Annotated in this window: 20 protein-coding genes; 5 read left to right on the forward strand and 15 right to left on the reverse strand. The window is 45.7% G+C overall.

Annotated features, from left to right (window positions below; all coding sequences use genetic code 11):
- Nucleotides 1-71: 71 nt before the first annotated feature.
- From ACYVD3_RS10465 to ACYVD3_RS10480, 4 genes are read right to left on the reverse strand one after another with little or no spacing between them, the layout of a single operon-like run.
- Nucleotides 72-1,763: an ABC transporter ATP-binding protein gene (locus tag ACYVD3_RS10465; RefSeq protein ID WP_460642457.1), complete on the reverse strand. Its 1,692-nt coding sequence runs from the start codon at nucleotides 1,761-1,763 to the stop codon at nucleotides 72-74.
- Entirely contained in the window at nucleotides 1,754-2,527 is a 774-nt protein-coding gene (locus ACYVD3_RS10470; RefSeq protein ID WP_460642458.1) for an energy-coupling factor transporter transmembrane component T family protein, read from the reverse strand. The genes ACYVD3_RS10465 and ACYVD3_RS10470 overlap by 10 nt, the downstream gene beginning before the upstream one ends.
- A gap of 20 nt (nucleotides 2,528-2,547) precedes the next feature.
- Nucleotides 2,548-3,150, reverse strand: coding sequence for an ECF transporter S component (locus ACYVD3_RS10475; protein ID WP_460642459.1), 603 nt, complete (start codon nucleotides 3,148-3,150; stop codon nucleotides 2,548-2,550).
- A gap of 28 nt (nucleotides 3,151-3,178) precedes the next feature.
- Complete coding sequence (locus ACYVD3_RS10480; protein WP_460642460.1) at nucleotides 3,179-3,919, reverse strand: nucleoside phosphorylase; 741 nt, start codon at nucleotides 3,917-3,919, stop codon at nucleotides 3,179-3,181.
- A 196-nt stretch (nucleotides 3,920-4,115) separates the two neighbouring features.
- Between ACYVD3_RS10480 and ACYVD3_RS10485 the strand changes: the two genes are divergently transcribed.
- Together ACYVD3_RS10485 and ACYVD3_RS10490 are read left to right on the forward strand one after the other, a co-directional pair.
- Entirely contained in the window at nucleotides 4,116-4,940 is an 825-nt protein-coding gene (locus tag ACYVD3_RS10485; RefSeq protein ID WP_460642461.1) for a MurR/RpiR family transcriptional regulator, read from the forward strand.
- Nucleotides 4,924-5,709, forward strand: coding sequence for a MurR/RpiR family transcriptional regulator (locus ACYVD3_RS10490; protein WP_460642462.1), 786 nt, complete (start codon nucleotides 4,924-4,926; stop codon nucleotides 5,707-5,709). Before ACYVD3_RS10485 ends, ACYVD3_RS10490 begins: the two co-directional genes overlap by 17 nt.
- A 57-nt stretch (nucleotides 5,710-5,766) precedes the next feature.
- On the opposite strand, the gene ACYVD3_RS10495 is transcribed toward ACYVD3_RS10490, so the two are convergent.
- Together ACYVD3_RS10495 and ACYVD3_RS10500 are read right to left on the reverse strand one after the other, a co-directional pair.
- Nucleotides 5,767-7,290, reverse strand: a complete 1,524-nt coding sequence (locus tag ACYVD3_RS10495) for a PTS transporter subunit EIIC (RefSeq protein ID WP_460642463.1) — start codon at nucleotides 7,288-7,290, stop codon at nucleotides 5,767-5,769.
- A 120-nt stretch (nucleotides 7,291-7,410) separates the two neighbouring features.
- A complete protein-coding gene (locus ACYVD3_RS10500; protein ID WP_460642464.1) occupies nucleotides 7,411-8,736 on the reverse strand; it encodes a 6-phospho-alpha-glucosidase in 1,326 nt (441 codons plus the stop codon).
- Between the two features lie 284 nt (nucleotides 8,737-9,020).
- Here ACYVD3_RS10500 and ACYVD3_RS10505 point away from each other — a divergent pair, with 284 nt between their 5' ends.
- The 3 genes from ACYVD3_RS10505 (at nucleotide 9,021) to ACYVD3_RS10515 (ending at nucleotide 11,311) form a co-directional block, all read left to right on the forward strand.
- Nucleotides 9,021-9,854, forward strand: a complete 834-nt coding sequence (locus ACYVD3_RS10505; RefSeq protein WP_460642465.1) for a MerR family transcriptional regulator — start codon at nucleotides 9,021-9,023, stop codon at nucleotides 9,852-9,854.
- A 38-nt stretch (nucleotides 9,855-9,892) separates the two neighbouring features.
- On the forward strand, nucleotides 9,893-10,345 hold the full coding sequence (locus ACYVD3_RS10510; RefSeq protein WP_460642466.1) for a GyrI-like domain-containing protein: 453 nt from the start codon (nucleotides 9,893-9,895) through the stop codon (nucleotides 10,343-10,345).
- A gap of 264 nt (nucleotides 10,346-10,609) precedes the next feature.
- A complete protein-coding gene (locus ACYVD3_RS10515) occupies nucleotides 10,610-11,311 on the forward strand; it encodes a Fic family protein (protein ID WP_460642467.1) in 702 nt (233 codons plus the stop codon).
- Nucleotides 11,312-11,599: 288 nt separating this feature from the next.
- Here ACYVD3_RS10515 and ACYVD3_RS10520 read toward each other — a convergent pair whose 3' ends face one another.
- The 9 genes from ACYVD3_RS10520 to ACYVD3_RS10560 all read right to left on the reverse strand — a co-directional run bounded on the left by ACYVD3_RS10520 (nucleotide 11,600) and on the right by ACYVD3_RS10560 (nucleotide 21,353).
- Complete coding sequence (locus ACYVD3_RS10520) at nucleotides 11,600-12,832, reverse strand: MFS transporter (RefSeq protein WP_460642468.1); 1,233 nt, start codon at nucleotides 12,830-12,832, stop codon at nucleotides 11,600-11,602.
- A gap of 146 nt (nucleotides 12,833-12,978) precedes the next feature.
- On the reverse strand, nucleotides 12,979-13,461 hold the full coding sequence (locus ACYVD3_RS10525) for a MarR family transcriptional regulator (RefSeq protein ID WP_460642469.1): 483 nt from the start codon (nucleotides 13,459-13,461) through the stop codon (nucleotides 12,979-12,981).
- Nucleotides 13,462-13,577: 116 nt separating this feature from the next.
- Nucleotides 13,578-14,018, reverse strand: coding sequence for an ASCH domain-containing protein (locus tag ACYVD3_RS10530; protein WP_460642470.1), 441 nt, complete (start codon nucleotides 14,016-14,018; stop codon nucleotides 13,578-13,580).
- A gap of 259 nt (nucleotides 14,019-14,277) precedes the next feature.
- Nucleotides 14,278-15,693 carry a L,D-transpeptidase family protein gene (locus ACYVD3_RS10535; protein ID WP_460642471.1) on the reverse strand — a complete coding sequence of 472 codons (1,416 nt, stop codon included), beginning with the start codon at nucleotides 15,691-15,693 and terminating at the stop codon, nucleotides 14,278-14,280.
- Nucleotides 15,694-15,772: 79 nt separating this feature from the next.
- Nucleotides 15,773-16,657, reverse strand: a complete 885-nt coding sequence (locus tag ACYVD3_RS10540; RefSeq protein ID WP_460642472.1) for a DMT family transporter — start codon at nucleotides 16,655-16,657, stop codon at nucleotides 15,773-15,775.
- Between the two features lie 420 nt (nucleotides 16,658-17,077).
- Complete coding sequence (locus ACYVD3_RS10545; RefSeq protein ID WP_460642729.1) at nucleotides 17,078-18,118, reverse strand: NAD(P)H-dependent amine dehydrogenase family protein; 1,041 nt, start codon at nucleotides 18,116-18,118, stop codon at nucleotides 17,078-17,080.
- A 107-nt stretch (nucleotides 18,119-18,225) separates the two neighbouring features.
- Nucleotides 18,226-19,080: a MerR family transcriptional regulator gene (locus ACYVD3_RS10550; protein ID WP_460642473.1), complete on the reverse strand. Its 855-nt coding sequence runs from the start codon at nucleotides 19,078-19,080 to the stop codon at nucleotides 18,226-18,228.
- Between the two features lie 316 nt (nucleotides 19,081-19,396).
- On the reverse strand, nucleotides 19,397-20,356 hold the full coding sequence (locus tag ACYVD3_RS10555; RefSeq protein WP_460642474.1) for an ABC transporter ATP-binding protein: 960 nt from the start codon (nucleotides 20,354-20,356) through the stop codon (nucleotides 19,397-19,399).
- A complete protein-coding gene (locus tag ACYVD3_RS10560) occupies nucleotides 20,343-21,353 on the reverse strand; it encodes an ABC transporter ATP-binding protein (RefSeq protein ID WP_460642475.1) in 1,011 nt (336 codons plus the stop codon). Before ACYVD3_RS10560 ends, ACYVD3_RS10555 begins: the two co-directional genes overlap by 14 nt.
- Between the last annotated feature and the right edge of the window lie 3 nt (nucleotides 21,354-21,356).

Below are 21,356 nucleotides of genomic sequence, written 5' to 3' on the forward strand. Positions count from 1 at the left end.
CTGGCTTCAAAGGAATTCCTCTATAAGCCAGGCGTTTCCTGCCTGGGGATAAAAGCGCAGAGACATAATGGCTATCTATCCCCAGCCTTCATATCTTCTGCCGTCATAAATGCACCTTCATAGCCCAGGAGTTGGCACAGCCCGGTGGTATGGGGCTGCTCCAGCCTGGCCTTGGACAGGCTTTCTTTCTCATAAAAGACCTCTTCTCCCGGCCCGTCGGAAAGTACCTTTCCGTGAGCCATGATAATGACCCGTTCAAAGTATTCCGCTACAAAATCCATATCATGAAGGATGGCCAGGACAAATTTCCCCTTTTCCCTTAAGGTACGGACAATTTGTCCCAGCACGGCCCTTCCTCTTGCATCCTGGGCAATGGTCGGTTCATCTAAAATCAGAACCATGGGGTCCATGGCCACCACCGAAGCTATTGCCACCATTTTCCGTTCCGATAAATCCAGATCATAGGGGTTTTCCTCTGCTGCCTCCATAAGTCCTACCATTTCAAGGGCTTCTGCGGCCCTCTTTTGTGCCTCTCCCCGGCTCATCCCTAGATTTAGGGGTCCCACCATGACCTCTTCCATCACCCTGTTTTTAAATATCTGGTCATCCGGGTTCTGGAATACATATCCCACCTTTCCTGCAAGCTGCGCCACGGTCCTTTTGGATATATCCTCGCCTTCAAAGAAGATCTCCCCTTCATCAGGCTTTAAAAGTCCCTTCAGCAGCTTGACCAGAGTAGTTTTTCCTGCTCCGTTCTGGCCGATGATGGCAGTAGGTCTTGGATCCAGGCGAAGATCCAGGTGCTCAATCACCGGAGTGTCCGGCTGGTAACGGAACCCAAGATCCTGGATCCGGAACACTTCCTGACCCTGCTCTCTTTCCTGTTCTTTTATAAAGGTCCTTCCGGAAAGCCTTGGAGGAAACTGTTCCCTTAAATCTTCCATCTGTCCTAAGGTGACAGGATAAAGCCTGTCCTCTCCCTCTTTCCTGCAGACATCAAGGGCCCTGCATACCTGGGTATAAACCGGCGGTTTAACCCCCAGTTCCTCCAGATCATCCCTTGAAAAAATCCGTTCCGGAGTATCATAGGCGATCTGCTTTCCTTTGTGGAGAAGAAGGATCTTATGGCAGTAGAAAGCCAGCTTCTCAATCTTCTGCTCCACCATAATAATGGTGATGCCTGTTTTCGCCAGCTTGTCAACCACCCGGAACACTTCCTCGCTTCCCTGAGGGTCCAACTGGGATGTTGGCTCATCAAGAACAATGATCTGAGGTTCCATGGCAAGGATGCTGGCAATTGCCACCCGCTGGGTCTGCCCGCCGGATAAATCAAAGGGATTCCTGTCTCTATATTTTTCAATATCCAAAAGCTTTAGATTTTCTTCCACCCTCTTAAAAATCTCTTCCCTGGGAATCCCCAGATTCTGAAGCCCAAAGGCGATTTCCTCAAAAACCGTATCCTTTGCTCCGGAAAGCTGGTTAAACGGATTCTGGAACACCAGCCCCACCTTCTGGCACAATGCGGCAATGGGCGTCTTGGCCGCCTCCGCTCCGTCAATGAAAATCCCGCCGCCGTAAGCCCCCCGGAACATGGTGGGCACCAGACCGGCAAAGGCCTGGCATAAGGTGCTCTTTCCTGCCTTGTTTTCACCTGCGATTCCGATAAACTGGCCCTTTTCCACCTGAAAATCAAGGCCGTCAAGAGCCAGGTCTGACCTGTGGGGATACCGGTATTTCAGATTTTTCACTTCAATCAAAGCCATACAAGCACCCTCCATAGAACAGAACCAGCAATGAGCAGGGCCATAAATGACATAAACGCCTTGTCCCTGCCATTTAGCCTGCGTTCTCTTAAAAATGTCTTTTTGTTCCTTGAATCAAATCCCCGCACCTCTAAGGCAATGGCTCTTTCCCTGGTGTTGATCAGGGAGCTGCTGACCACAGGCGAGATCAGGGGGATAAACGCCCTGGCTCTTACAAGCAGGCCCCCTTCTGTTTCCATGCCACGGCTTCTCTGGGCATCCATGATAGTGTTCATAGTTCCCATCATCTGGGGGATGATCTGGAAAACAGAGCTGATCATATATCCGAACCTGGGGGAAAAGCCTGCCTGCTCCAGTGTCTCCACCAGGTCCGCAGGCTTGGTGGTCAATACAAAGGTAGCAAAGGCCAAAAGCATGTTTAAGATATTAAGCCCGATCCCGGACGCATAAAGAAGCCCTTCCTGATAAAACACAAGAGGGCCGAGATGGAACAAAGCCTTCTGGTTCTCCTGGTTAAAAAGGCCGTGTATCAAAAAAATAGTGATGATGATGGTAAAAGAAAATGCGATCAAGGGCAAAACCTGACCTATGATCTTCCCGCTGACCAAAAGGCATAGGCTGAGGCCTAAAAACAGGACGTACATCCACAGCGCACCCCCGATTAAGGGTGCGCTGACGGCGGCCAGGATATAGAACATCTTAGCAAAGGGATGGAGCCTGGTCAGGAATGTATCTTTATCCACGTAAAGACTGATACTTTTCATATAATTCTGCCTTTCCTGCTTTAATCCAGACTCAGTACTTCATCATCCACTTCGTAAAGGGAGGTCAGTTTCTTTGGAAGTCCTTTGATGATGGCAAACACGATCAAAAGGGTGATCAGCTTATCCGGCACATCCACGATGACTTCATCAAGGAAGGAGCCAAGGGCAACGGGAAGTCCTGAGGCCTGTGACCAGGCAAAGACAGCATCTCCCCAGATGTTTCCGGTTGTCCCGCCCCAGAAAATAATGTTTAAAGGAGTGGAAATCACAACAGCCGTAAGGCCTGCCACACAGGCAGTGAGAATGGCTCCTGAAAGCTTTTCCATACGGCCCAGCCTTGCCATGATTCCTACGGCCACACCGATTCCCAAGCTGGTCAGGGCATAGACCAGAGTGATGGAATCACCGGTGGTAAAGCCGTAAATCAAGTTGTTGGCTGCTCCGCAGATTCCGCCGATCACAGGACCGCCCAGAATGCCGCCGATACAGGTGCCGATGGAATCCAGCCAAAGAGGCAGTTTTAAAACAGACGCAAAAAGCTTTCCTAAATAATTGATTCCAATACAGGCCGGAATCAGTACAAAGCAGGCCGCATTCAATTTCGTTTTAAATAAGTTTTTCATCTCTTCTTCCTCCATACATGTTTTTCTTTCAACCTTTATCCAGCCGGACAAAGGCTTCCAAAGCCGTGAGGATCTCCAAATGCTCTCCCCTCATCATAGCGGATTCTCCAACCGTATAGCTGTTGATGTTATCTTCTATGGATTCCTCATGCTCAACCACCACATTTAAAATAGAGGCGGTTTTCACTCCCCGCAGTCCACCCACCACAAATAACGCTGCGGTTTCCATATCAGAACCCATCACTCCTTTCCCTGCCCAGTAGGCGCAGACCTCCTTTTCCTCATCAATGTAAAAGCTGTCATGGCTTCTGGCAATTCCAACATGGGTTCTTGCACCCAATTGTCCGGCGCTTTCCATGCAGGACAGCAAAAGCTCCGTATCCGGCACAGCCGGATAAATGGAATCCACATAAGAGGACGAGGCTCCGTCATCCCTGACAGCCCCATTGACCAGAATCAAATCCCCAAGGCGGATTCCCTTTTGCAGCGCTCCACAGCTTCCGATCCGGATCATGGCCTTCACCCCGATCCTTGCCAGCTCCTCCACTGCAATGGCAGCGGACGCTCCTCCAATCCCAGTGGACACCGCCATGACCGGAACTCCCCTGTATTTTCCTTTAAGACTTCGAAATTCCCTGTTCCAGGCCAGTTCCTCCACCTCTGTGAGACAGGCTGCGATCCGGTCGAGACGTTTTGGATCTCCCGGCAGCAGCCCATAGGGAACGGCATGTTCTTCCGACAGCTTAATATGAGGCATGATCTCAGCCACAGGCATCATCTCCTTTCACCCTTTCTATGTCCTGAATGTAGCACAAAGAGGCCATCCTGTCAATCTGTTGCCCTAAACTGATCCTGATTCCACAGGGCTTTTCCCAGGCAGCCGGCCCATTTCCCACTGGTCCCAGCATTGACTTATCATGTATTCGTGATAAAATGGACGAAAGAGATTTTTGAGGAGGTTTCCCATGGTCACACTTCATCTGGATGACGCTGTTATCAAAAGTTTGAGCAGCAACGAACTGAACATCCTGAAATTTGTCTATGAACACACAGAAGAGGTTCTGGATATGAGCATACAGTCACTGGCCTCCCAGACATCCTATTCCTCTGCCACCATCCTGCGTTTCTGCAAGAAACTTGGGTATTCCGGCTTTGCGGAGTTCAAATATGCCCTCCGGGCCGAAGGAAGAAAAGAAAATTCCGGGCCTGCTGCTTCAAAGGCACAGGATTTCACCACCCGGATCCTCATTGACAGCCTGTGCTCCAACGTGGAAGGAACCTCCAACCTCATATCCCAGGACCAGCTCAGCCGCGCCTTCCGGTATTTTGACAGCAACTGCACCATTTACCTATGGGCGCCTGGAGGGATCACTTCCATTCTAAGCGACTATTTTGAAAAGCTCCTTTTCTCCATCGGACGCCAGAACGTGTACAAGATCGAATCCGGCAAAATGGGGGAGCACATTTTGAGAAATATCCATACGGAATCCCTGCTGATCCTGATCAGCACCACAGGGGATTTCGGCCCCACCCTGCGCCTTGGAAAAATCGCCCGGATGAACAATATCCCCATCCTCTCCATTACCCCATATACCAACAATGCAGTTGCCAACCTGGCCACTGTCAATTTCCGTTTCTTCACCGACCAGCGGGAAAACTCTGGAGCGGAGTTCACCTCCAGGCTTCCGGTATTTTATGTGATCAACGTCATCATACACAGTTATCTTCACTACAAGCTGTCCGTCAGAGAACAGGCAGAACAGGGAGGAAACCATGATTCCTTTATTTGAAAAAGCACGTCAGCTTCCCCTTACGGATACGGAAAAAGAGATCCTAAAGTATTTTGAATCCAATCTTCCCTCTTCCGTATATGCCAATTTAAACGATTTAAGCGCAGGTCTGTATACCTCCAACGCCACCATTGTCCGTTTCTGCCAGAAGCTTGGCTTAAAGGGCTATAACGAATTCAAATACCAGGTGCGCAAGGAATTAAAGCAGCTTCACCCTCAGACCTTCCGGACAGATGACTTGGTCCACCACTCCCTTGCCCTGTTTAAGGACAATCTGGATCAGGTGGATGAGGAGAAGCTGGAGGAGATTGCCGGGCTTTTAACCAGCGACCGGCCCATCTATATCTACGGCTCTAATTTAAGCTCCCTGGCCGCCAAATATCTTCAGACGGTCCTGACTACCCTTGACTATCCCTGCATTCTGGTGGAATGGCAGCGCCTGCTCAATGGGCTTATACACGAGATCAGCAGCAATGCCGTTCTTTTCATCATCACGGCCCATGGAGATGCCAGACGTTATCTGTCGGTCTTTCGCAAGGCCAAGGCCCGGGGCGCCATCACAGTCCTGCTCACCTGTGAAAAGGACAGCCCTCTGATCCCCTACAGCACCATCGCCCTTTGCACCAATGACCTGAATGAAGAATACCGCCATGTAGATATCAATCCAAGGCTTGGGATCTTCACCATTGTCCAGCTCCTTATTGAACTGGCCGCCAGGATCAAACAGAATTCAAAGGCAGACACAGACGGCTCCGCCACTCTTCCCTGATAAACTAAAAAAAACTGTCTCACCATGACTGGCACGGTCAGACAGTTTTTTTGCTTATTAATATTTTAATACTTCCCTTACGTTAGAGGCGATCCCTTCCACCTTTGGCCCATAAATCACCTGAATATGGGTATCACCGGAACGGACAAATCCCATAGCGCCTGTTTTCTTTAAAAGCTCTTCACTCACCATCCCCATATCCTTTATGTCCACACGAAGTCTGGTCAGACAGTTGTTCACCACTGCGATATTATTATGTCCACCAAGTCCTTCTATGATTCTGGATGCCAGGACATGCTGCTTTTCCTCCATGGTGCTCTCCTTGGAATCCGGCTCTTCTTCTTCGTCGGATACGTCGACAGAAAGCTGTCTTTTCGTCAAGTAACTTTTGAATACAAAATAATAGATCACGGAGAAGAAGGGTCCTGTAATGATCACCCAGTACCAGCGGGATCCTGGCTGGAACACGCCCCAGATCAGGAAATCAATCAGGCCGCCGCCTGTGTTTCCAATCGTGACCTTAAATGCCGCCATGAGCATAAAGGACAGGCCTCCCATTACCGCATGGAACAGAAACAGGGGCGGAGCAATAAACATAAACGAGAATTCCAGCGGTTCGGTAATTCCTGACACAATGCTGGCTGCAACGCCTGCGATCATAAGAGCCTTTACCTTGTTCTTTTTTTCAGGAGGTGAGGTTCTGTAAATGGCCAAAGCCGCTGCCGGAAGGCCGAACATCATCATGGGCATTTTGCCCTGTCCTAAAAACACCGTAAATTGCCTGAGTTCTGAAATGTCTACCTTGTCAACAAACTGCAAAAAGATGTTCAGACACCCTTCCACGCCTTCATAGGTCCCTCCGATGGAGGTGGTGCGGAAGATTCCGTTTAAAACATGATGCAGACCGGTGGGGATCAGCAGACGCTCCAGGAATCCATAGCCGAATACCCCTGCCAGCCCTGTGGCGGATATCAGACCTCCCATACCGTCAATGACCATGGACACAGGCGACCATATGATCGGTGCCACCAGACCCACGACCGCCATGGCCATGATGACCACAATCGCCACAAACCGTTTACCTCCGTAAAAGGAGATTGCCACCGGGAAAGAAATTTTGTGGTACCGGTTATGGAGCGAAGCGGTTATAATACCCGAGACAATACCTGCAACCGCTCCCATATCCAGTGTCTCTACCCCCAGGATGGTGGATATCTTCAAAGCTCCGAAATTCATAAAACCGGAATTAATCATACATGACGATGCAACCAGAAACGTATAATATCCGATAAAGCCTGCAAATGCCGCTATTTCCTTTTCCTCCCTTGCCATACCAAAGGAAATGGAAATGGAGAACAGCACCGGAATCAATGTAAATACAACACCTGATATTTTATTTAAAGTAAAAATAATGAAATAGATAAGCCCCTGCTGTAAAAATGGAACTGCCGCCTGTACCTGCGCCTTCATAAGCGCAGAAGTCAGCCCCAGAACAATTCCACAAGCGGCCAAAGCTGCAATGGGCATAAGCAAACTGCGTCCCAGAGCAGAGAAAAAGTCCATCACCCTATTTTTTTTCATGATAATATCCTCTCCCGCCGCAGACACCCTTTTGCTGCGGCGATACATCCTATTTTCTTATGTTTTCCCGGGCGAGCATATTTCAACTCACTCCCTCCAATTTCATTTTGCCGTATCCCCTTATTTTAACTCCGGCCACATGCCTTTATTAGCCTCGATCAAGGCATCCAGCACTTTTCTTGCCTTCTTTGCATCGTTGATCAGCCTGTTAAGAGTAAACGCCTCCAAAGCTTTCTGATAAGAGTTCTCAAAATACGCATCCACGATCAGCTTTTCACAAGATACCTGGTTTACCAGAAGTCCCAGATAGAACTGGGGAATATTTCCCACACTCATGGGACGGGGGCCATTTGCGCCAAGCTCGCACACCACTTCTACCATGGCATCATTTTGCATATTGGCAATGGCTCCGTTGTTTTCGACGATCATGATATGCCTTTCATTCTTATTGTAAGCAATGGATTCCGCAACCTTAATCATCATTTCCGCATGAGCATCGGAGATCTCATCAAACTTGTCTCCCAGCTTTCCTTCCCGGATCACCTCTGCACATTCGCTGAATACCCGCTTTTCTCTTCCTGCCATAACCTCATCGGCCCGTGTAAAGTCAGGATCCAGATGACTGGCCTTGTATTCCGGATACAGGTAATACTGGTCATAGGTATTAGGCAGGAAATCCGGGAAATCTTCCATGAGCGTCTTTACCATTCCGTAGGTATCCAGCCAGGATTTGTCCCTCTGCTCCGCATCCTGGGGCAGGAATCCGTTCTGGGCAACCATTTCCCTGATCTTAGGAAGCAGGTCTTTTCCTGTACTGACATCATACATATGGGTAAACCAGCCATAATGGTTCAGTCCGAAGTAAACCGGGTCCAAATCCTCCCAACTGCATTTTAAAAGCCTGCTGCAGGAGCGCACTACATTCTCCGGCTGGTCGCAGATGTTTAAGATCCTTCTGTCATCAGGAAATTCCCTGCGGAGGGCTTCCGCAACAATGGCAGCGGGATTGGAATAATTTAAGACCCAGGCATCCGGCGCATAGGTACGGATATCATGTACGGCCTTGATCATGTCCACACAGGAACGAAGGCCATAGGCCATTCCGCCTGCCCCACAGGTTTCCTGTCCCACCAGTCCCATGCTAAGGGGAATGTGCTCGTCCTTTGCGCGCATGGGAAGCCCTCCGGCACGCATTTGCATGAATATGAAATCCATTCCTTCATAGGCTTCCTTAATATCAGTGGTATAAGAGAAATCCAGCTCCGGAAACCGTTCCTTAAAGAGAATCTCACCATACTTTCCAATGGGCTCCTGGCGGTCGCTGTCAATATCAAAGAGCACCAGCTTCCTTAAGGGAAACGCTTCTCTCAACCTGACAAATGACTTCAGGAATCCAAGTGTAAAGGTACTTCCCCCTCCAACGATACATACATTAAATGCTTTCATTGCTTTTCTCCTTTTCAACATTTCTGGTTGTTCTTTTCTAATGGCCTAATGATACTTCATTTCATTTAATATGTAAATAGTTTCACATATATACGGATACCATCCCATATTTTAATATTTATTACTCTTATAGTAATTTTTTTCATTCCCATAAAACGACGTTTTTTCAAAGACCAATGGCCCATAAAATAACCAAATACCGATTGACTTTACCCCTGGGACAATGTTTATACTTAGATTGAAAAAAGAAACACTAAACTGCATGTTACGTCAGGAGGCGCTTTGTGTTATCAATAGGAGAATTTTCAAAAATATGTGAAGTATCGGCGAAAACACTTCGTTATTATGCTGAAATAGGGCTGATTGTACCCAGCGAAGTAAATCCTGAAAACGGGTATAGATATTATTCCATTGAACAGCTAAAAAACATGTTGTTCATTGATCGGTTAAAATCACAACATTTTTCATTAGAAGAAATCAAGTCCATAATGAATGCAGATGAAGCAGACAGGGGCCATATGCTTTATTCATTTTTGAATAAAAAGAAGCACGATCTTCAAGATAGGGTTACGTCTTTAGAGGCTGCCTTACAACTGATTCATGATGATATGTCATGTCTGGAAAACGGAAATTCCGTGATGTCATATCTTGATCGGATCGATGTGGAACTTGTGGATGTCCCGGCTATGAACATTCTTTATATTCGCAAAGTATTAAGCATAGAGGAATGTTCAAAGGGGTATGTGGGATTCTTTAGCAGGCTCTTTGAAAAAATTGCGGTGAACAACCTCACCATGACGGGAATGCCTATGACCATGTATCATAATCCGGAATTTAATCCCATCAGATATGATATAGAATTTGCTATCCCTGTTAAAGAATTTGTCACCGGAACAAGGGATTTTAAAGCCGGTCTATGCGTAAAATCAGTAATAAAGGGGGGATTTTCAGAATTAACGTCCGTCCATGCCAAACAGCGTGAATGGGCAGAATCAAAAGGATATGATTTTATTAAACCGCCCTTTGAAATATACAGGAAAAGCCCCGAAAACCGGGAAGAACGCACCTCGCCGGAGGACAGCATCACTGAGTTTTATTATCCTGTTAAGAAAAAATAAGTGCAGGGAAAACCTGTCCATTTGAAAGGAAGATATTTATGAAAGTTAATGTGGAGAATATTACAGCCCAGCCGATTGTTTACATGCGTCAAACCGGACCATACGGCGGAGCGGAGAATTTTCAGCTTATGGAAAACATGAAGCAATGGATACGCAACCACAACCTTTGGAATGAAGCCGGTATCATATATGGGATCCCCCAGGATAATGCCGCAGTCACTTCTCCAGAGAAATGCCGTTATGATGTTTGCTTTGTTTCTGAAATTAAGTTCCAGGATAACTGGATTCATCATGGTACATTGCCGCCTGGTGTGTATCTTGTCTTTGAAGTTTTACATACTATTGACGAGGTAACGCATTTCTGGGAAACAATCAGTGAGACTTTGGCACGGGAAAAACAACAAATGGATGAAAGCCGCCCGGTTCTGGAACGGTATAAAATCAGGCTCATTGAAAAAGGATTTTGTGAGTTTTGTGTCCCAATTCTTTGATGAATGAAAACACGCCGGGGCACGTCTTGCAGCCAAAGCCTGCAAACTAAAGACTTTTTCAGGTGTAACACTTTTTCTATTTTAACATATTTCGGTGCAACACTTTTTTTGAAAACAGCTAAAACCTACAGAAAATCAACGAAAACAAGAGTAACACTCACAATTAGAAAAAATATTTTGTTACTGCAATATAACTATGATATACTAAGGCTAAAAAACCATCCTGAAAATCGAAGGAAATGTAAGAAAGGAAGGCGCTATCCCATGAAGGTAAGAGAATTTATACTCAGTAATCAAAAGTATTTCGAAGATTACATCACACGCAGCACATACCACTCTAACAGAATTGAAGGAAATACACTCTCTTATGCGGAAACTTATGCCATTTTATTTAATGACAATGCATTTTCAGTAAACGCTAAGCCCGGGGAAATATATGAAGCCATTAATCATAAATATGCTTTTTCGTATGTACTGGATCATGCTGAAGAACAATTAAATCAACAAATGATCAAAGATATTGGTATTTTGATAAACAAGAATATATCAGATATTTCCGGTTATCGAAATGTACCGGTTCTTATTCAAGGAGCAGAGCATATTCCTCCATCTGCACATGAAATTCATCAAGCTATGATGTATTTTATTAATAATTATTATAAAACGGATTGTAAATCCATTTATCAAAAGATAGCATACAATCATATTCAATTTGAACGCATCCATCCATTTGAGGATGGTAATGGCCGGACCGGCAGACTTTTAATCAACTATGAATTAATCCACAATAATATGCTGCCTATAGTAATCCCAGAAGAACAACGCACTCGATATTTCAAATGCATTGCTGAACAAAATACAGATGAACTATCCATATTTTTCCAAGATCTACAACATATTGAAAAGGAAAGAGTCAAATCCGCTTTTATCAATATCGCTGACAAAACTATTGAAATGGAAATTTAAGCAGTGTCACAAAACCGCCAAAGGTACTTGCTGTTGCTCTAATTCGCCATCAGAATCCTGACAGGGTGAGCCGCCGCAGATAACCAATATTATTAATTCTACTTAATGACATAACGTAAGAAAGTGCACCCGCCGGGTGCTCACACAACGGGGGTGTTGCAAAACTAACATAAGTTAGTTTTGCAACACCCCCTGTTTGTTTACATAAATCATAATTTGGGAGAAATTTCCTAATTATACAAAAAACAACGCCTTTCGGCGTCATTCAAGATATTTTACCATCTTCTTTTAGCTTCCATGGGTCCCCTTACACAAAACCGGTATTGCCGCCGCTATAAGGATCATACCCATAAAAGCAGGTGCGGCATGGCCAAGTGATACATAAATTTGACCTCCAATAACAGGCCCAATGATTCTTGCCAAAGCCTGAATGGATTGGCTGCCTCCCTGGATCCGTCCTTGTTCACTGGAATCGGCAGACTTGGAGACCATCCCATTAAACGAAGGCCCAAAGATCGAATCACCAAAACCAAAGATAAACATTCCGGCGATAAGAAGGGGATAGAATGAAAACAAAGCCGATGCTGCAATAAAACCGTAGCCTATAATCTCCGAAACCATTCCAAGAATTGCGATCTGTACATCACTAAGTTTTAGCAAAAGCTTTGGCATTATGAAACCTTGTGAAACAATGTCCTGGACGCCCATAATGGAATACATAAGCCCGATGACCGCAGGCTGCCAATTGAAAGTATCCACTGTAAATTGTGAAAAAACTGCCTGTAAAGATCCATTAGGGATCCAAAGCAAGAACGCTGAGACAAGCAGCCTTTTTAGATTCTTTATGGAAAGTACGTTTACAAGCTGGGTAAATGGATTCAGTCTTACAAAAGTGATCTCTTTCAGTCTGTTGTTCTTGTGAAGGCTTTCAGGCATATACAACATTCCAAAAATAACATTCAATAACGTGATGACTGCTCCAAAATACATGGGTACAGAATAACCGAACCTGGCAAGTAATCCCCCCACAGTCGGGCCGATGACAACGCCCACACCTGAAAACGCACTCACCCAGCCAAAATATTTGACTCGTTCTTCTCTTGGCGTGATGTCTGCAAAATAGGCGAAGATGGTGCTTATGCTCCCGCCTGTTATACCTTCTATTATGCGTCCGGCAAACAGAATCCACAAAGCTCCTCCTATGCCAAAAATCAAGTACCCGATTGCGGAACCCAGAAGGCATACTAAGAGCAAAGGACGGCGGCCATATTTGTCGCTCAAAGCTCCAAGTCCGGGGGCCGCAAAAAACACGCAGACTGCATAAACAGAGGTCAGCATGGTAACAACGATGGCCTGCTCTCTGGGACTGCTTGTATAGGGCTGGACTAAGTATGGGACAACAGGTGATATGATACTGAAGCCTATTCCGCAAAGAAACACAGACATAAGACCGAATATTAATGCCTTTTTATCTACGGTTTGTTCTGCGCTCTGTTCATTGTGCGATCTAAATTTGAACATTTAATTCTCCTCTCAAAAGTCGTAATATTGTTTCCTCGGAAACATAGTCATCATATCCCAATTTTGTTTCCTTGTCAACAAAATATTGAAAATAAAAATGCAGCCCCTTTCTCAAAAGAGTTGGGCTGCCTGTGATATCATTTCCATTATTCAAATTTATTTCGATTTACATCGATTCCACGTTTCTTTATCTCTTCATCCAAATGCCTGTTATATCTTTCCACCAGCTTAAGCATACAGTCAAACTGCTCCTCTGTCACCTGCTCAAATACGGCTTTATCTCTCTCTTGAAATTCTCTATGCAATTTCTCATGAATATCATAAACTTCTTTCCCTTGCTCAGTGAGCCTAAAATAGATTTCTTTCTTATTATCTGGCTTCTGATAGCTTTCGATAATGCCTTTTTTTATAAGTTTTTTGGTCATTTTACTTATGGCACCGTTGGTCATATAAAAGGACTCCGCAAGTTTTGTCACATTGGGATCTGCATTTCTACCAATGTATTGAATGCAATGTACTTCAGAGGGCTTATACTCCTTAAGCCTGTCTTCCATCTTAGACTTATTAAGCCAGGCCATCTTGTTAAATACGTCTCTGAAACCCATCATGATCTGTTCTTCCTTATTCATAGCCAGTCCTCCTACCTGTTGGTGCATTAACAACATTACATTAAATTTTTGTTTCTATTTCAACGATATTCATATAATCTTTCAGGAATTAAGCCGGATTACCGGAAAACCGGTATTTATCCCCGAAATACAACTTTAAATTCCTCGCATACAACCAACATATTTTTGTCAAATGTTTTACCGGCTTCTGACATACAATTGCTGAAAAAATCTTCGTGTACCTTTTCCCAATAACTGAGGGAACGGTCGCCTTCCCCTTCTTTATAGGCATGTTCTTTGCTCACCTGGTTAAACGGAACAACATAAACTTTAGTTGTTTGTATAATACAGGCCGCCTCATCCTTTGAATCAAGAATCACACTGTAACTTCCGGCTTCAGGCAACGGCTCATTTTCCATTTCATAAAGGGGATAAGCAGAAGCTGTTCCAGTCTTGATTCCATCTAAAGCTAATTGAGCCAGGCCATCCGGATCACCGCCAAAAGCCCAGGCCTCATATTTTACATCTTGTAAATTTTCTTTACTCATAAATAATTTCCACATATCTTTATCTGTCATAGGTTTTCCCCTTTCATATAATTTTCTTTTTAAATATACATTCTGGTTTATTAACCGAATATATTCACTGGATATGTTCAAACAGGAGCTTTACGCTGATGCCATCAATATCCTGACAAACAGTATGGAACCTGCAAAAATCTTTGCTAAAAAGGGCCGCTGCAAAAATAAGTGATTGCTTACCTATTTTACAGCGGCCCGCCTCATTTATGTTGCTCTTAACAAAAGGGTAGTATTGCTTTTCTTATTATTCACCTGATTAATAATGGCAAATTACAGGAATCCCAGAGTAAACCAAACCGTATAAGGCCTTTGCCTTATCCGGAGGAAGGTTGATACAGCCATGGCTTCCCTTTGTCTGATAGATGTCTCCGCCGAACCTGCTTCTCCAGTTGGCGTCATGAAGACCGATTCCTCCGTTAAACGGCATCCAGTAATTCACATGGCTTTCATATTCGTAGGTGCCGTCCGCTTGTTTCGCTCCCCGCAGGACCCGGTCTGTCTCCTTATATGAGAGGGTGAAAATACCCTCCGGAGTTGTGTGGTTTTTGGAAACATTTCCTGTCACACAGGGGGAATTCCATGCCAAAACACCATCTTTATACATGTAAACATGCTGGGCCGCCATATCTATCTCAACAAAAGTCCCGCCCCAGGCTTTGCTTCGGTCAGCCACTGTCTGAACATACTTTGGTTCCCTTTTCTGGCTTTGCCCGGACTGAATGAGAGCAGCCAGGGCGGCGGTTTCTCCCGCCTGATCTATCTTTTGGCCATAGGAACCAGGAAGAAGACGGGCCTTTCCATCTGTGACACGAAATGCCCGTTCTGTTCCTGCTGTATCATACTTATCCGCCAGAGCCTTTATGTAAGCCGAAGTCTTTTCCCCTCTTACGTTTATCACTTCTCCTGTCATCCCCGATATCCAGGAACAGATTTCCTCTCCTTTTAAAACCTCCGACTGGTCTCCAAAGGCGTATGTAATTTCCATTTCCCTCACACGGTTAAGAGCATCACGCTGCGCAATCAATCCGGCATCCTCTGAGGTGACGGTAACGGTATCATAACAGCCTGATTCCTCAATATTTATTTGGGGAAGTTCTTCATTTAATGCAGCCTTGACCGCCGCTTCCAATTTTTCAAGGTTCACGCTGTTTCCCTGTACTTCCGGAAGGATGGTAAAGGGAATTCCCTGCTGCCAGTCAGAAATCCGGGCATTCGCCGTAGCCGTAATATCCTTGCCGCTTATGCAGGAAAGAGAATTCAGCTTTTCTTTTAACTTTCCTTCATCATAGCTTGCCGTTCCCTTTTGGCTATGGGTATTGTCGGCGGCAGGTCCTGCCACCCGTCCCGTGGCATTCTGTTCCTCCAGTACCGTCTGCAGCCCTTCCGTAAGGACCACCTGATAGCCGATTTCAGGGCCCTTAATAACCTCTGTCACGCCGCCCTTGTCCTTAAGGGAAAGCTGATATTCCCTGCCATAAAAACCTTCTATCTGTATCTTCGCTTCTTCAACCGTCATTCCTCCCACAAGGACTCCGTTGATCCTGGTCCCCGGAACAAATTTTGAAACGTCATCTGCCAGTGCAATTGTCGTCCCTGCCAGCATAAATATAACTGCCAGGAAAACGCTCTTTCTCACCGTACTCCCATGATTTTCTTTCCTGATCATTACCATAAATCCTTTTCTACTATATTATGGAAAATAATTCCACATTTTCTAGGTTAACACGATTTTACGGGAATCACAAGAAAAATCATTCCCCATTTTTCTCCACTTTAGAATACAGATACACGCCTCCAATGGTAATCAGACCTCCTGCAACCTGTAAAGGGGTCGGAAACTCAGCAAAAAGGAAAACAGCAAATATGGCCGCCACCACTGGCTCACAGAGCTTGGACGCCGATACAAAAGAGGGGGATAAATATTTTAAACACCAACTGAAAATACTGTGTCCCAGCAGAGTGGAGAAGACAGCCAAAAGAAGCCCCACCACCACAGTGCTGACCCCATACCCATGGAAAGGGATCCCTGCCCCTGCCGTAAAAATACAGAGCACCAATGCACAAAAGGCATAGACGATATAAGTGTAGGATGTTGTCGACATTCCCTTTCGCACTTCCCGGCCAATGAGAGTATAAACCGCTGAGAATACGGCCGCTGCCAGGGCAAGCCCGTCTCCTGACAAATGGTCTCCTCCTGCCGAATAATCAGAAAGGGCGATGAGCAGGCTGCCAAATACGGTAATGGCAATGCTTGCCAGGGCGGCTTTTCTGATCCTGCCTTTTAAGAACACCATAAATCCCAAAGCCACCCAAATGACCTCGGTGCAGACGATTGCTGTTGAACTTGCCACGGTTGTCTGCTTTAAAGACTCAAACCAGGCAGTAAAATGAAGGGCCAGAAATATCCCGCTCACCCCACACAATGCCATGGTCTTCCTATCCGTCCGCTTCAGCTCCTCCCGGACCTGCGCTTTCCCAAATACCACCGGAGTCATAAGTCCCACCGTCCACAAAAGCCGGTACGCAGCCGTCACCACAGAAGGCGCTTGGGAATATTTGACAAAAATCGCAGAAAGGGAGATTCCTATGATCCCGATCATGATCATGACCATGGGATGCTTTTCAAGAACTTTCATTTTTCTTCTCCTTTGTTATCCTTGTCTCAATGCATGCCCTCTGATTATAACATCACTTCCTATATTGTCAAAGCATTATGGAAGAGTGAAAAAGAACCGTACTTCCAGATTCATATCATTTTTATTATGCTTTTTCTGTCATCCATTCGAAACTCCTATGATACTTTCTGGAATAATGAGGAGGGTTTTCCATATTTATACAACAAATGTTATCATTCGATATTCAACCATTACTTTTATTTATGTTTTTTGCGGATTTTTCCCATCTTTCGCTTGAATATTGAGATGAGCCATTTAATTCTATTTGGAATGCCCTTTGGTCTGCTTAACCTCCCAATTCTCCTTTCCTGACCACGGAAAAGATCCCCAGAATCTGCTGCCTCTGGGGATCTTTATTCTTTTACTTATTGATCTTGGTTCTTAGCCTTCCAGATATAAATGAATCGGATAAGACAGGTACTGGACATCGTCAAGCTTTTCAACCGTTACAAATCCTGCGGGAGCATTCAGAATGGTTGGAATGCGGTTTACAACGGTTGCACAGGTATGCTCTACCGTAGCAGGCTTCTGAACGAAGAAGGCAGTATCCGGTTCTCCAATGATTTTCCAGTCGCACATGTCTCCATCATCCGGGCCGTAAACCTTACCAATGCACTGGGTCTCAATGACAGGGCCCTGGAAGGTTTCCGTAGTAACAACCGCGCTCATGCCGATGCAGTTGCCCTTGGGGATGGTGGCTCCCAGGGTTTGGGAATATAAGTCTTTATCGTAGAAATACGGAACGCATTTCTGTGTCTGGGATTTGATGGTCCAGCCCATTTTGTTGCACAGTGCTTCATTGGAATTCCAAACATAGGAAGGCTCCAAAGTGGTTGGATGAGCGATCTTTTCCTCAAATTCCTCAGGAGTCAGTCCTGCTCCGTGAGCCTCGGCAAGAGCAAGGCCGTAGTCTTCCACATTATAGCTGACTGCGCCTTCTATGCGGTCGATCTGGTGAATGCCGCCTGCCACACAGCCGATCATGTTGATCCAGTAAATATCCTGCATTCCAGCTCCAACGATGGTACAGCCGTTTTCCTTTGCCAGAGCATCCAGGCGGTTGGTGATGGCCGAAGCAGTTGTCCACGGATAAATGGCCTCCTCACAGGTGGTTACCACATTGATCCCTCTGGAAACGCATTTTTCAAAATGAGGATATACATCATCCATAAAGCTGAACAGGGTCACTATGGCAATATCTGCATCGCATTCATCCAGAACCACATCTGCATCGCTGCGGATAGGAACGCCGATTTTAAATCCAAGACCGGCAAAATCTCCCACATCCATGCCTACCACTTCCGGGTTTACGTCAATGGCACCTACAATTTCCGCACCTTTTTCATATAAGTATCTTAAAATATACTTTGCCATTTTTCCACAACCATACTGTACCACACGGATCTTTTCATAATTCATCATCATCGTCATCCTTTCTATATAAAAACTTGTTTTGGAGTTCTGCTCCTGATGCCTTCATTATAAAGGTTATAGAGGGTATCAGGTCAATGGAGCAAAATCACCAAATATCAGGACATGCGGACCGGCACCTGAAGGCGCAGGAACATGCCCCTTTCCTTATAGTCAAGAGGTATTTCGACGATGACCTCGCATATGTAATCCCCGGTCACCGTGTAATGATTTTCTTCTATGGCCGCAAGCAGACGGTCCATGTATTCCTTTTCTTTGGAAAAGCGGTCACAGTATATGCATAAATAAGATCCGGCCGGTATCATGGTTATCAGCTCTTCATTAACGTATTCCTGGTCCACAAACACGAACACCTGAGTGGAATACAGGTTTCGTTTCATAAAATTCTCACGCTTTAAAATGGTCCCGGCATTGGCAAAGTAAAACGGAGAGATGTTACGGGCCGCCATATCCTCCTTTAAGCTGCGCAGCAGGCGCTCGTACTCATCAATTTCATAATCATAAAAATTGGTTTTCGTCTCTTTCACGTACATCCGGCGCTTTGGTATGTATTCCAGCACAATGGCCCCGTCCGGAGGAGCCGCCTCATACCGCTCATAGCTGTCAAGAGTCCGTTCAATGGCCCGTTTTTGAAGATTTAGCTCTACAATCTTCTGGTCAATGGCCTCCCGGTTTTCTATAAGAAGCTGCTTTACCCGCCCCATATCCCACTTTTTCATGTGGACCCGGATCTCCTTTAGGGGCATCCCAAGGGCTTTCATGTACCGGATCATGTCAAGCTGGGCGCTTTGGCGGATGTCATAGTAGCGGTATCCGGTGTTTTCATCCCGGTACAGGGGAGAAAACAGCCCTTCCCTGTCGTAAAGCCTCAGGGTCTGCTCTGATATATGATTGATTTTAGCCATTTCCCCAATTGTCATTTTTTTAACGTTTAAATTTGTCAATTTTATCATATTCATCAATCTCCGCAGTAAATCATGATTGTTTCTGTATTTATTATACAAAATAAACCTGATACTTACAATAAGGTTTTTGATAATTTCTTCACATAGTTTAAATAAAAACAGAGGGCTAAAAAAAGCCCCCACAGACTGTTAAGAAACCCCATTGTTTAAAAAATGAGGTTTCTTTTAATTCTTATCACTAAAACCAATAAATTGCATCTGCCAATACCCCCTCCTCCACGAATTCAATGAATTGGATTTGGGTGGTATGACATATGGCATTTCTCTTTCAGTAATGGATTCCCGGATTACTGGGCAGGTTTTATTATTCTGCAAGCGTACACGCCACAAAGTGATTCGGACGCAACTCCTTAAGCTCCGGATTCTTCTGCAGACAATGGTCGCAGGTGAAGTCACAGCGCTTGGAGAACCGGCATTCGTCAGGTAAGTTTACCGGGGAGGTGATCTCTCCCTTAATCAACTGACGCTGGGGACGATCCTTTCCCACTACCGGGTGTGGAACTGCTGCCAGCAGTGCTTTGGTGTAGGGGTGAATCGGCTCTGCAAACAAATCATCAGAGCTTGCCTTCTCGACCATCTGCCCCAGATACATTACCGCGATATCGTCAGAAAAGTATTTTACTACGGACAGATCATGGGTAATGAAGATGTAGGAAAGGCCGCGGTCCCTCTGAAGCTGCTTCAGAAGGTTTAAAATCTGTGCCTGAATTGATACATCCAAGGCAGATACAGGCTCATCACAGACAATGAGTTTGGGATTTACAGCCAGAGCACGGGCAATACCGATTCTCTGGCGTCTGCCGCCATCCAACTCATGGGGGTAGGAATTGACGTATCGGGATGAGAGGCCAACAATCTCCATCAACTCCCGCGTCTTTTTCTCGATGGCCGCTTTGCCGCAGACCAGTTTGTGTTGGATCATTGGCTCACTGATGAGCTGTATGATGCTCTGTCTGGGATCCAGAGATGAAAAAGGATCCTGAAAGATTATCTGCATTTCCGTACGCAGCTTACGCATCTTTGCAGCGCTATAAGCGGTGATGTCCTCGCCGTTAAAAATAATCTTACCGGTGGACGGCGGGGTCAGCTTTAACAAGGTCCGTCCGGTGGTGGACTTGCCGCATCCGGATTCCCCTACAATTCCCAAAGTCTTTCCATACTCCAGTTTAAAGCTGACACCGTCTACGGCATGAAGCTGTCCGGCCGGTGTATTAAAATATTTTGTCAGATTTTCAATTTCCAATACATATTTACTTCCCGGCATCCTCATACCTCCTGAGCTTGAAATTTTTGTCCTCATAAGCCAGGCAAGCCACGAAATGGGTGTCACCGGCCAGTTTCAACTCCGGCTGTACCTGCAGACAATGCTCTGTCACATAAGGACAGCGCTCTGCGAAAGAACAGCCTTCCGGTAAGTTCATGGGATCCGGCATCATACCCTGAATCGGTTCCAGCTCCTCACCGCGCTTTTTTAAGTTGGGCATAGAGTTGAATAATCCTTCCGTGTATGGATGACAGGTATGATTGAAAATTTCATCGGCAGTGCCTTTTTCCACGACCTTTCCTGAGTAGATAACTGCCACTTCATCACAAATCTCGGCCACAACGCCAAGATCGTGAGTGATTAACAGCATGGACATCTCGTATCGTCTGATCAGTCCCTTCATCAGTTCCAGTACTTGTGCCTGGATTGTTACATCCAGGGCTGTAGTTGGCTCATCGGCAATCAGCAGTTTCGGATTACAAGCCAGTGCAATGGCGATGACCACACGCTGTCTCATACCTCCTGAAAACTGATGGGGATAGTCACAGGCGCGGCTCTCTGAAATGCCAACCATCTTAAGCATTTCTTTCGCCCGCTCCATGGCTCCCTCTTCGGAGATGTTTTCATGCAGAATAATACTCTCTGCGATCTGCTCACCAATGGCCATAACCGGATTCAAGGCAGTCATGGGATCCTGGAAGATCATGGCAACATCGTTGCCCCGCATTTTTTCCAGCTCCTTTGGACTCTTCTTCAACACATCGTCACCATCCAGCATAATGACACCGTCCCGAATAACTCCCGGCGGATTCGGCACCAGATTCAAAATAGAAAGGGCGGTGGTAGTCTTTCCAGCGCCGGTTTCACCTACCAGACCCAGGGTTTTTTTCTTGCCAAGCTGCAGATCGAGTCCATTGACTGCCCGTACACAGCCGTCATCTGTCTCATAATTGATCACCAGGTTCTTAATATCTAATATAATTTCCTTCATACTCATCAC

Source organism: Lacrimispora brassicae (genome assembly GCF_054772055.1).

Excerpts from the sequence above, each read along its gene's own strand:
- ACYVD3_RS10465 (WP_460642457.1), bottom strand. The coding sequence starts at position 1,763 with ATGGCTTTGATTGAAGTGAAAAATCTGAAATACCGGTATCCCCACAGG.
- ACYVD3_RS10470 (WP_460642458.1), bottom strand. The coding sequence starts at position 2,527 with ATGAAAAGTATCAGTCTTTACGTGGATAAAGATACATTCCTGACCAGG.
- ACYVD3_RS10475 (WP_460642459.1), bottom strand. The coding sequence starts at position 3,150 with ATGAAAAACTTATTTAAAACGAAATTGAATGCGGCCTGCTTTGTACTG.
- ACYVD3_RS10485 (WP_460642461.1), top strand. The coding sequence starts at position 4,116 with ATGGTCACACTTCATCTGGATGACGCTGTTATCAAAAGTTTGAGCAGC.
- ACYVD3_RS10490 (WP_460642462.1), top strand. The coding sequence starts at position 4,924 with ATGATTCCTTTATTTGAAAAAGCACGTCAGCTTCCCCTTACGGATACG.
- ACYVD3_RS10495 (WP_460642463.1), bottom strand. The coding sequence starts at position 7,290 with ATGAAAAAAAATAGGGTGATGGACTTTTTCTCTGCTCTGGGACGCAGT.
- ACYVD3_RS10500 (WP_460642464.1), bottom strand. The coding sequence starts at position 8,736 with ATGAAAGCATTTAATGTATGTATCGTTGGAGGGGGAAGTACCTTTACA.
- ACYVD3_RS10510 (WP_460642466.1), top strand. The coding sequence starts at position 9,893 with ATGAAAGTTAATGTGGAGAATATTACAGCCCAGCCGATTGTTTACATG.
- ACYVD3_RS10515 (WP_460642467.1), top strand. The coding sequence starts at position 10,610 with ATGAAGGTAAGAGAATTTATACTCAGTAATCAAAAGTATTTCGAAGAT.
- ACYVD3_RS10520 (WP_460642468.1), bottom strand. The coding sequence starts at position 12,832 with ATGTTCAAATTTAGATCGCACAATGAACAGAGCGCAGAACAAACCGTA.
- ACYVD3_RS10525 (WP_460642469.1), bottom strand. The coding sequence starts at position 13,461 with ATGAATAAGGAAGAACAGATCATGATGGGTTTCAGAGACGTATTTAAC.
- ACYVD3_RS10530 (WP_460642470.1), bottom strand. The coding sequence starts at position 14,018 with ATGACAGATAAAGATATGTGGAAATTATTTATGAGTAAAGAAAATTTA.
- ACYVD3_RS10535 (WP_460642471.1), bottom strand. The coding sequence starts at position 15,693 with ATGGTAATGATCAGGAAAGAAAATCATGGGAGTACGGTGAGAAAGAGC.
- ACYVD3_RS10540 (WP_460642472.1), bottom strand. The coding sequence starts at position 16,657 with ATGAAAGTTCTTGAAAAGCATCCCATGGTCATGATCATGATCGGGATC.
- ACYVD3_RS10545 (WP_460642729.1), bottom strand. The coding sequence starts at position 18,118 with ATGATGAATTATGAAAAGATCCGTGTGGTACAGTATGGTTGTGGAAAA.
- ACYVD3_RS10550 (WP_460642473.1), bottom strand. The coding sequence starts at position 19,080 with ATGATAAAATTGACAAATTTAAACGTTAAAAAAATGACAATTGGGGAA.
- ACYVD3_RS10555 (WP_460642474.1), bottom strand. The coding sequence starts at position 20,356 with ATGCCGGGAAGTAAATATGTATTGGAAATTGAAAATCTGACAAAATAT.
- ACYVD3_RS10560 (WP_460642475.1), bottom strand. The coding sequence starts at position 21,353 with ATGAGTATGAAGGAAATTATATTAGATATTAAGAACCTGGTGATCAAT.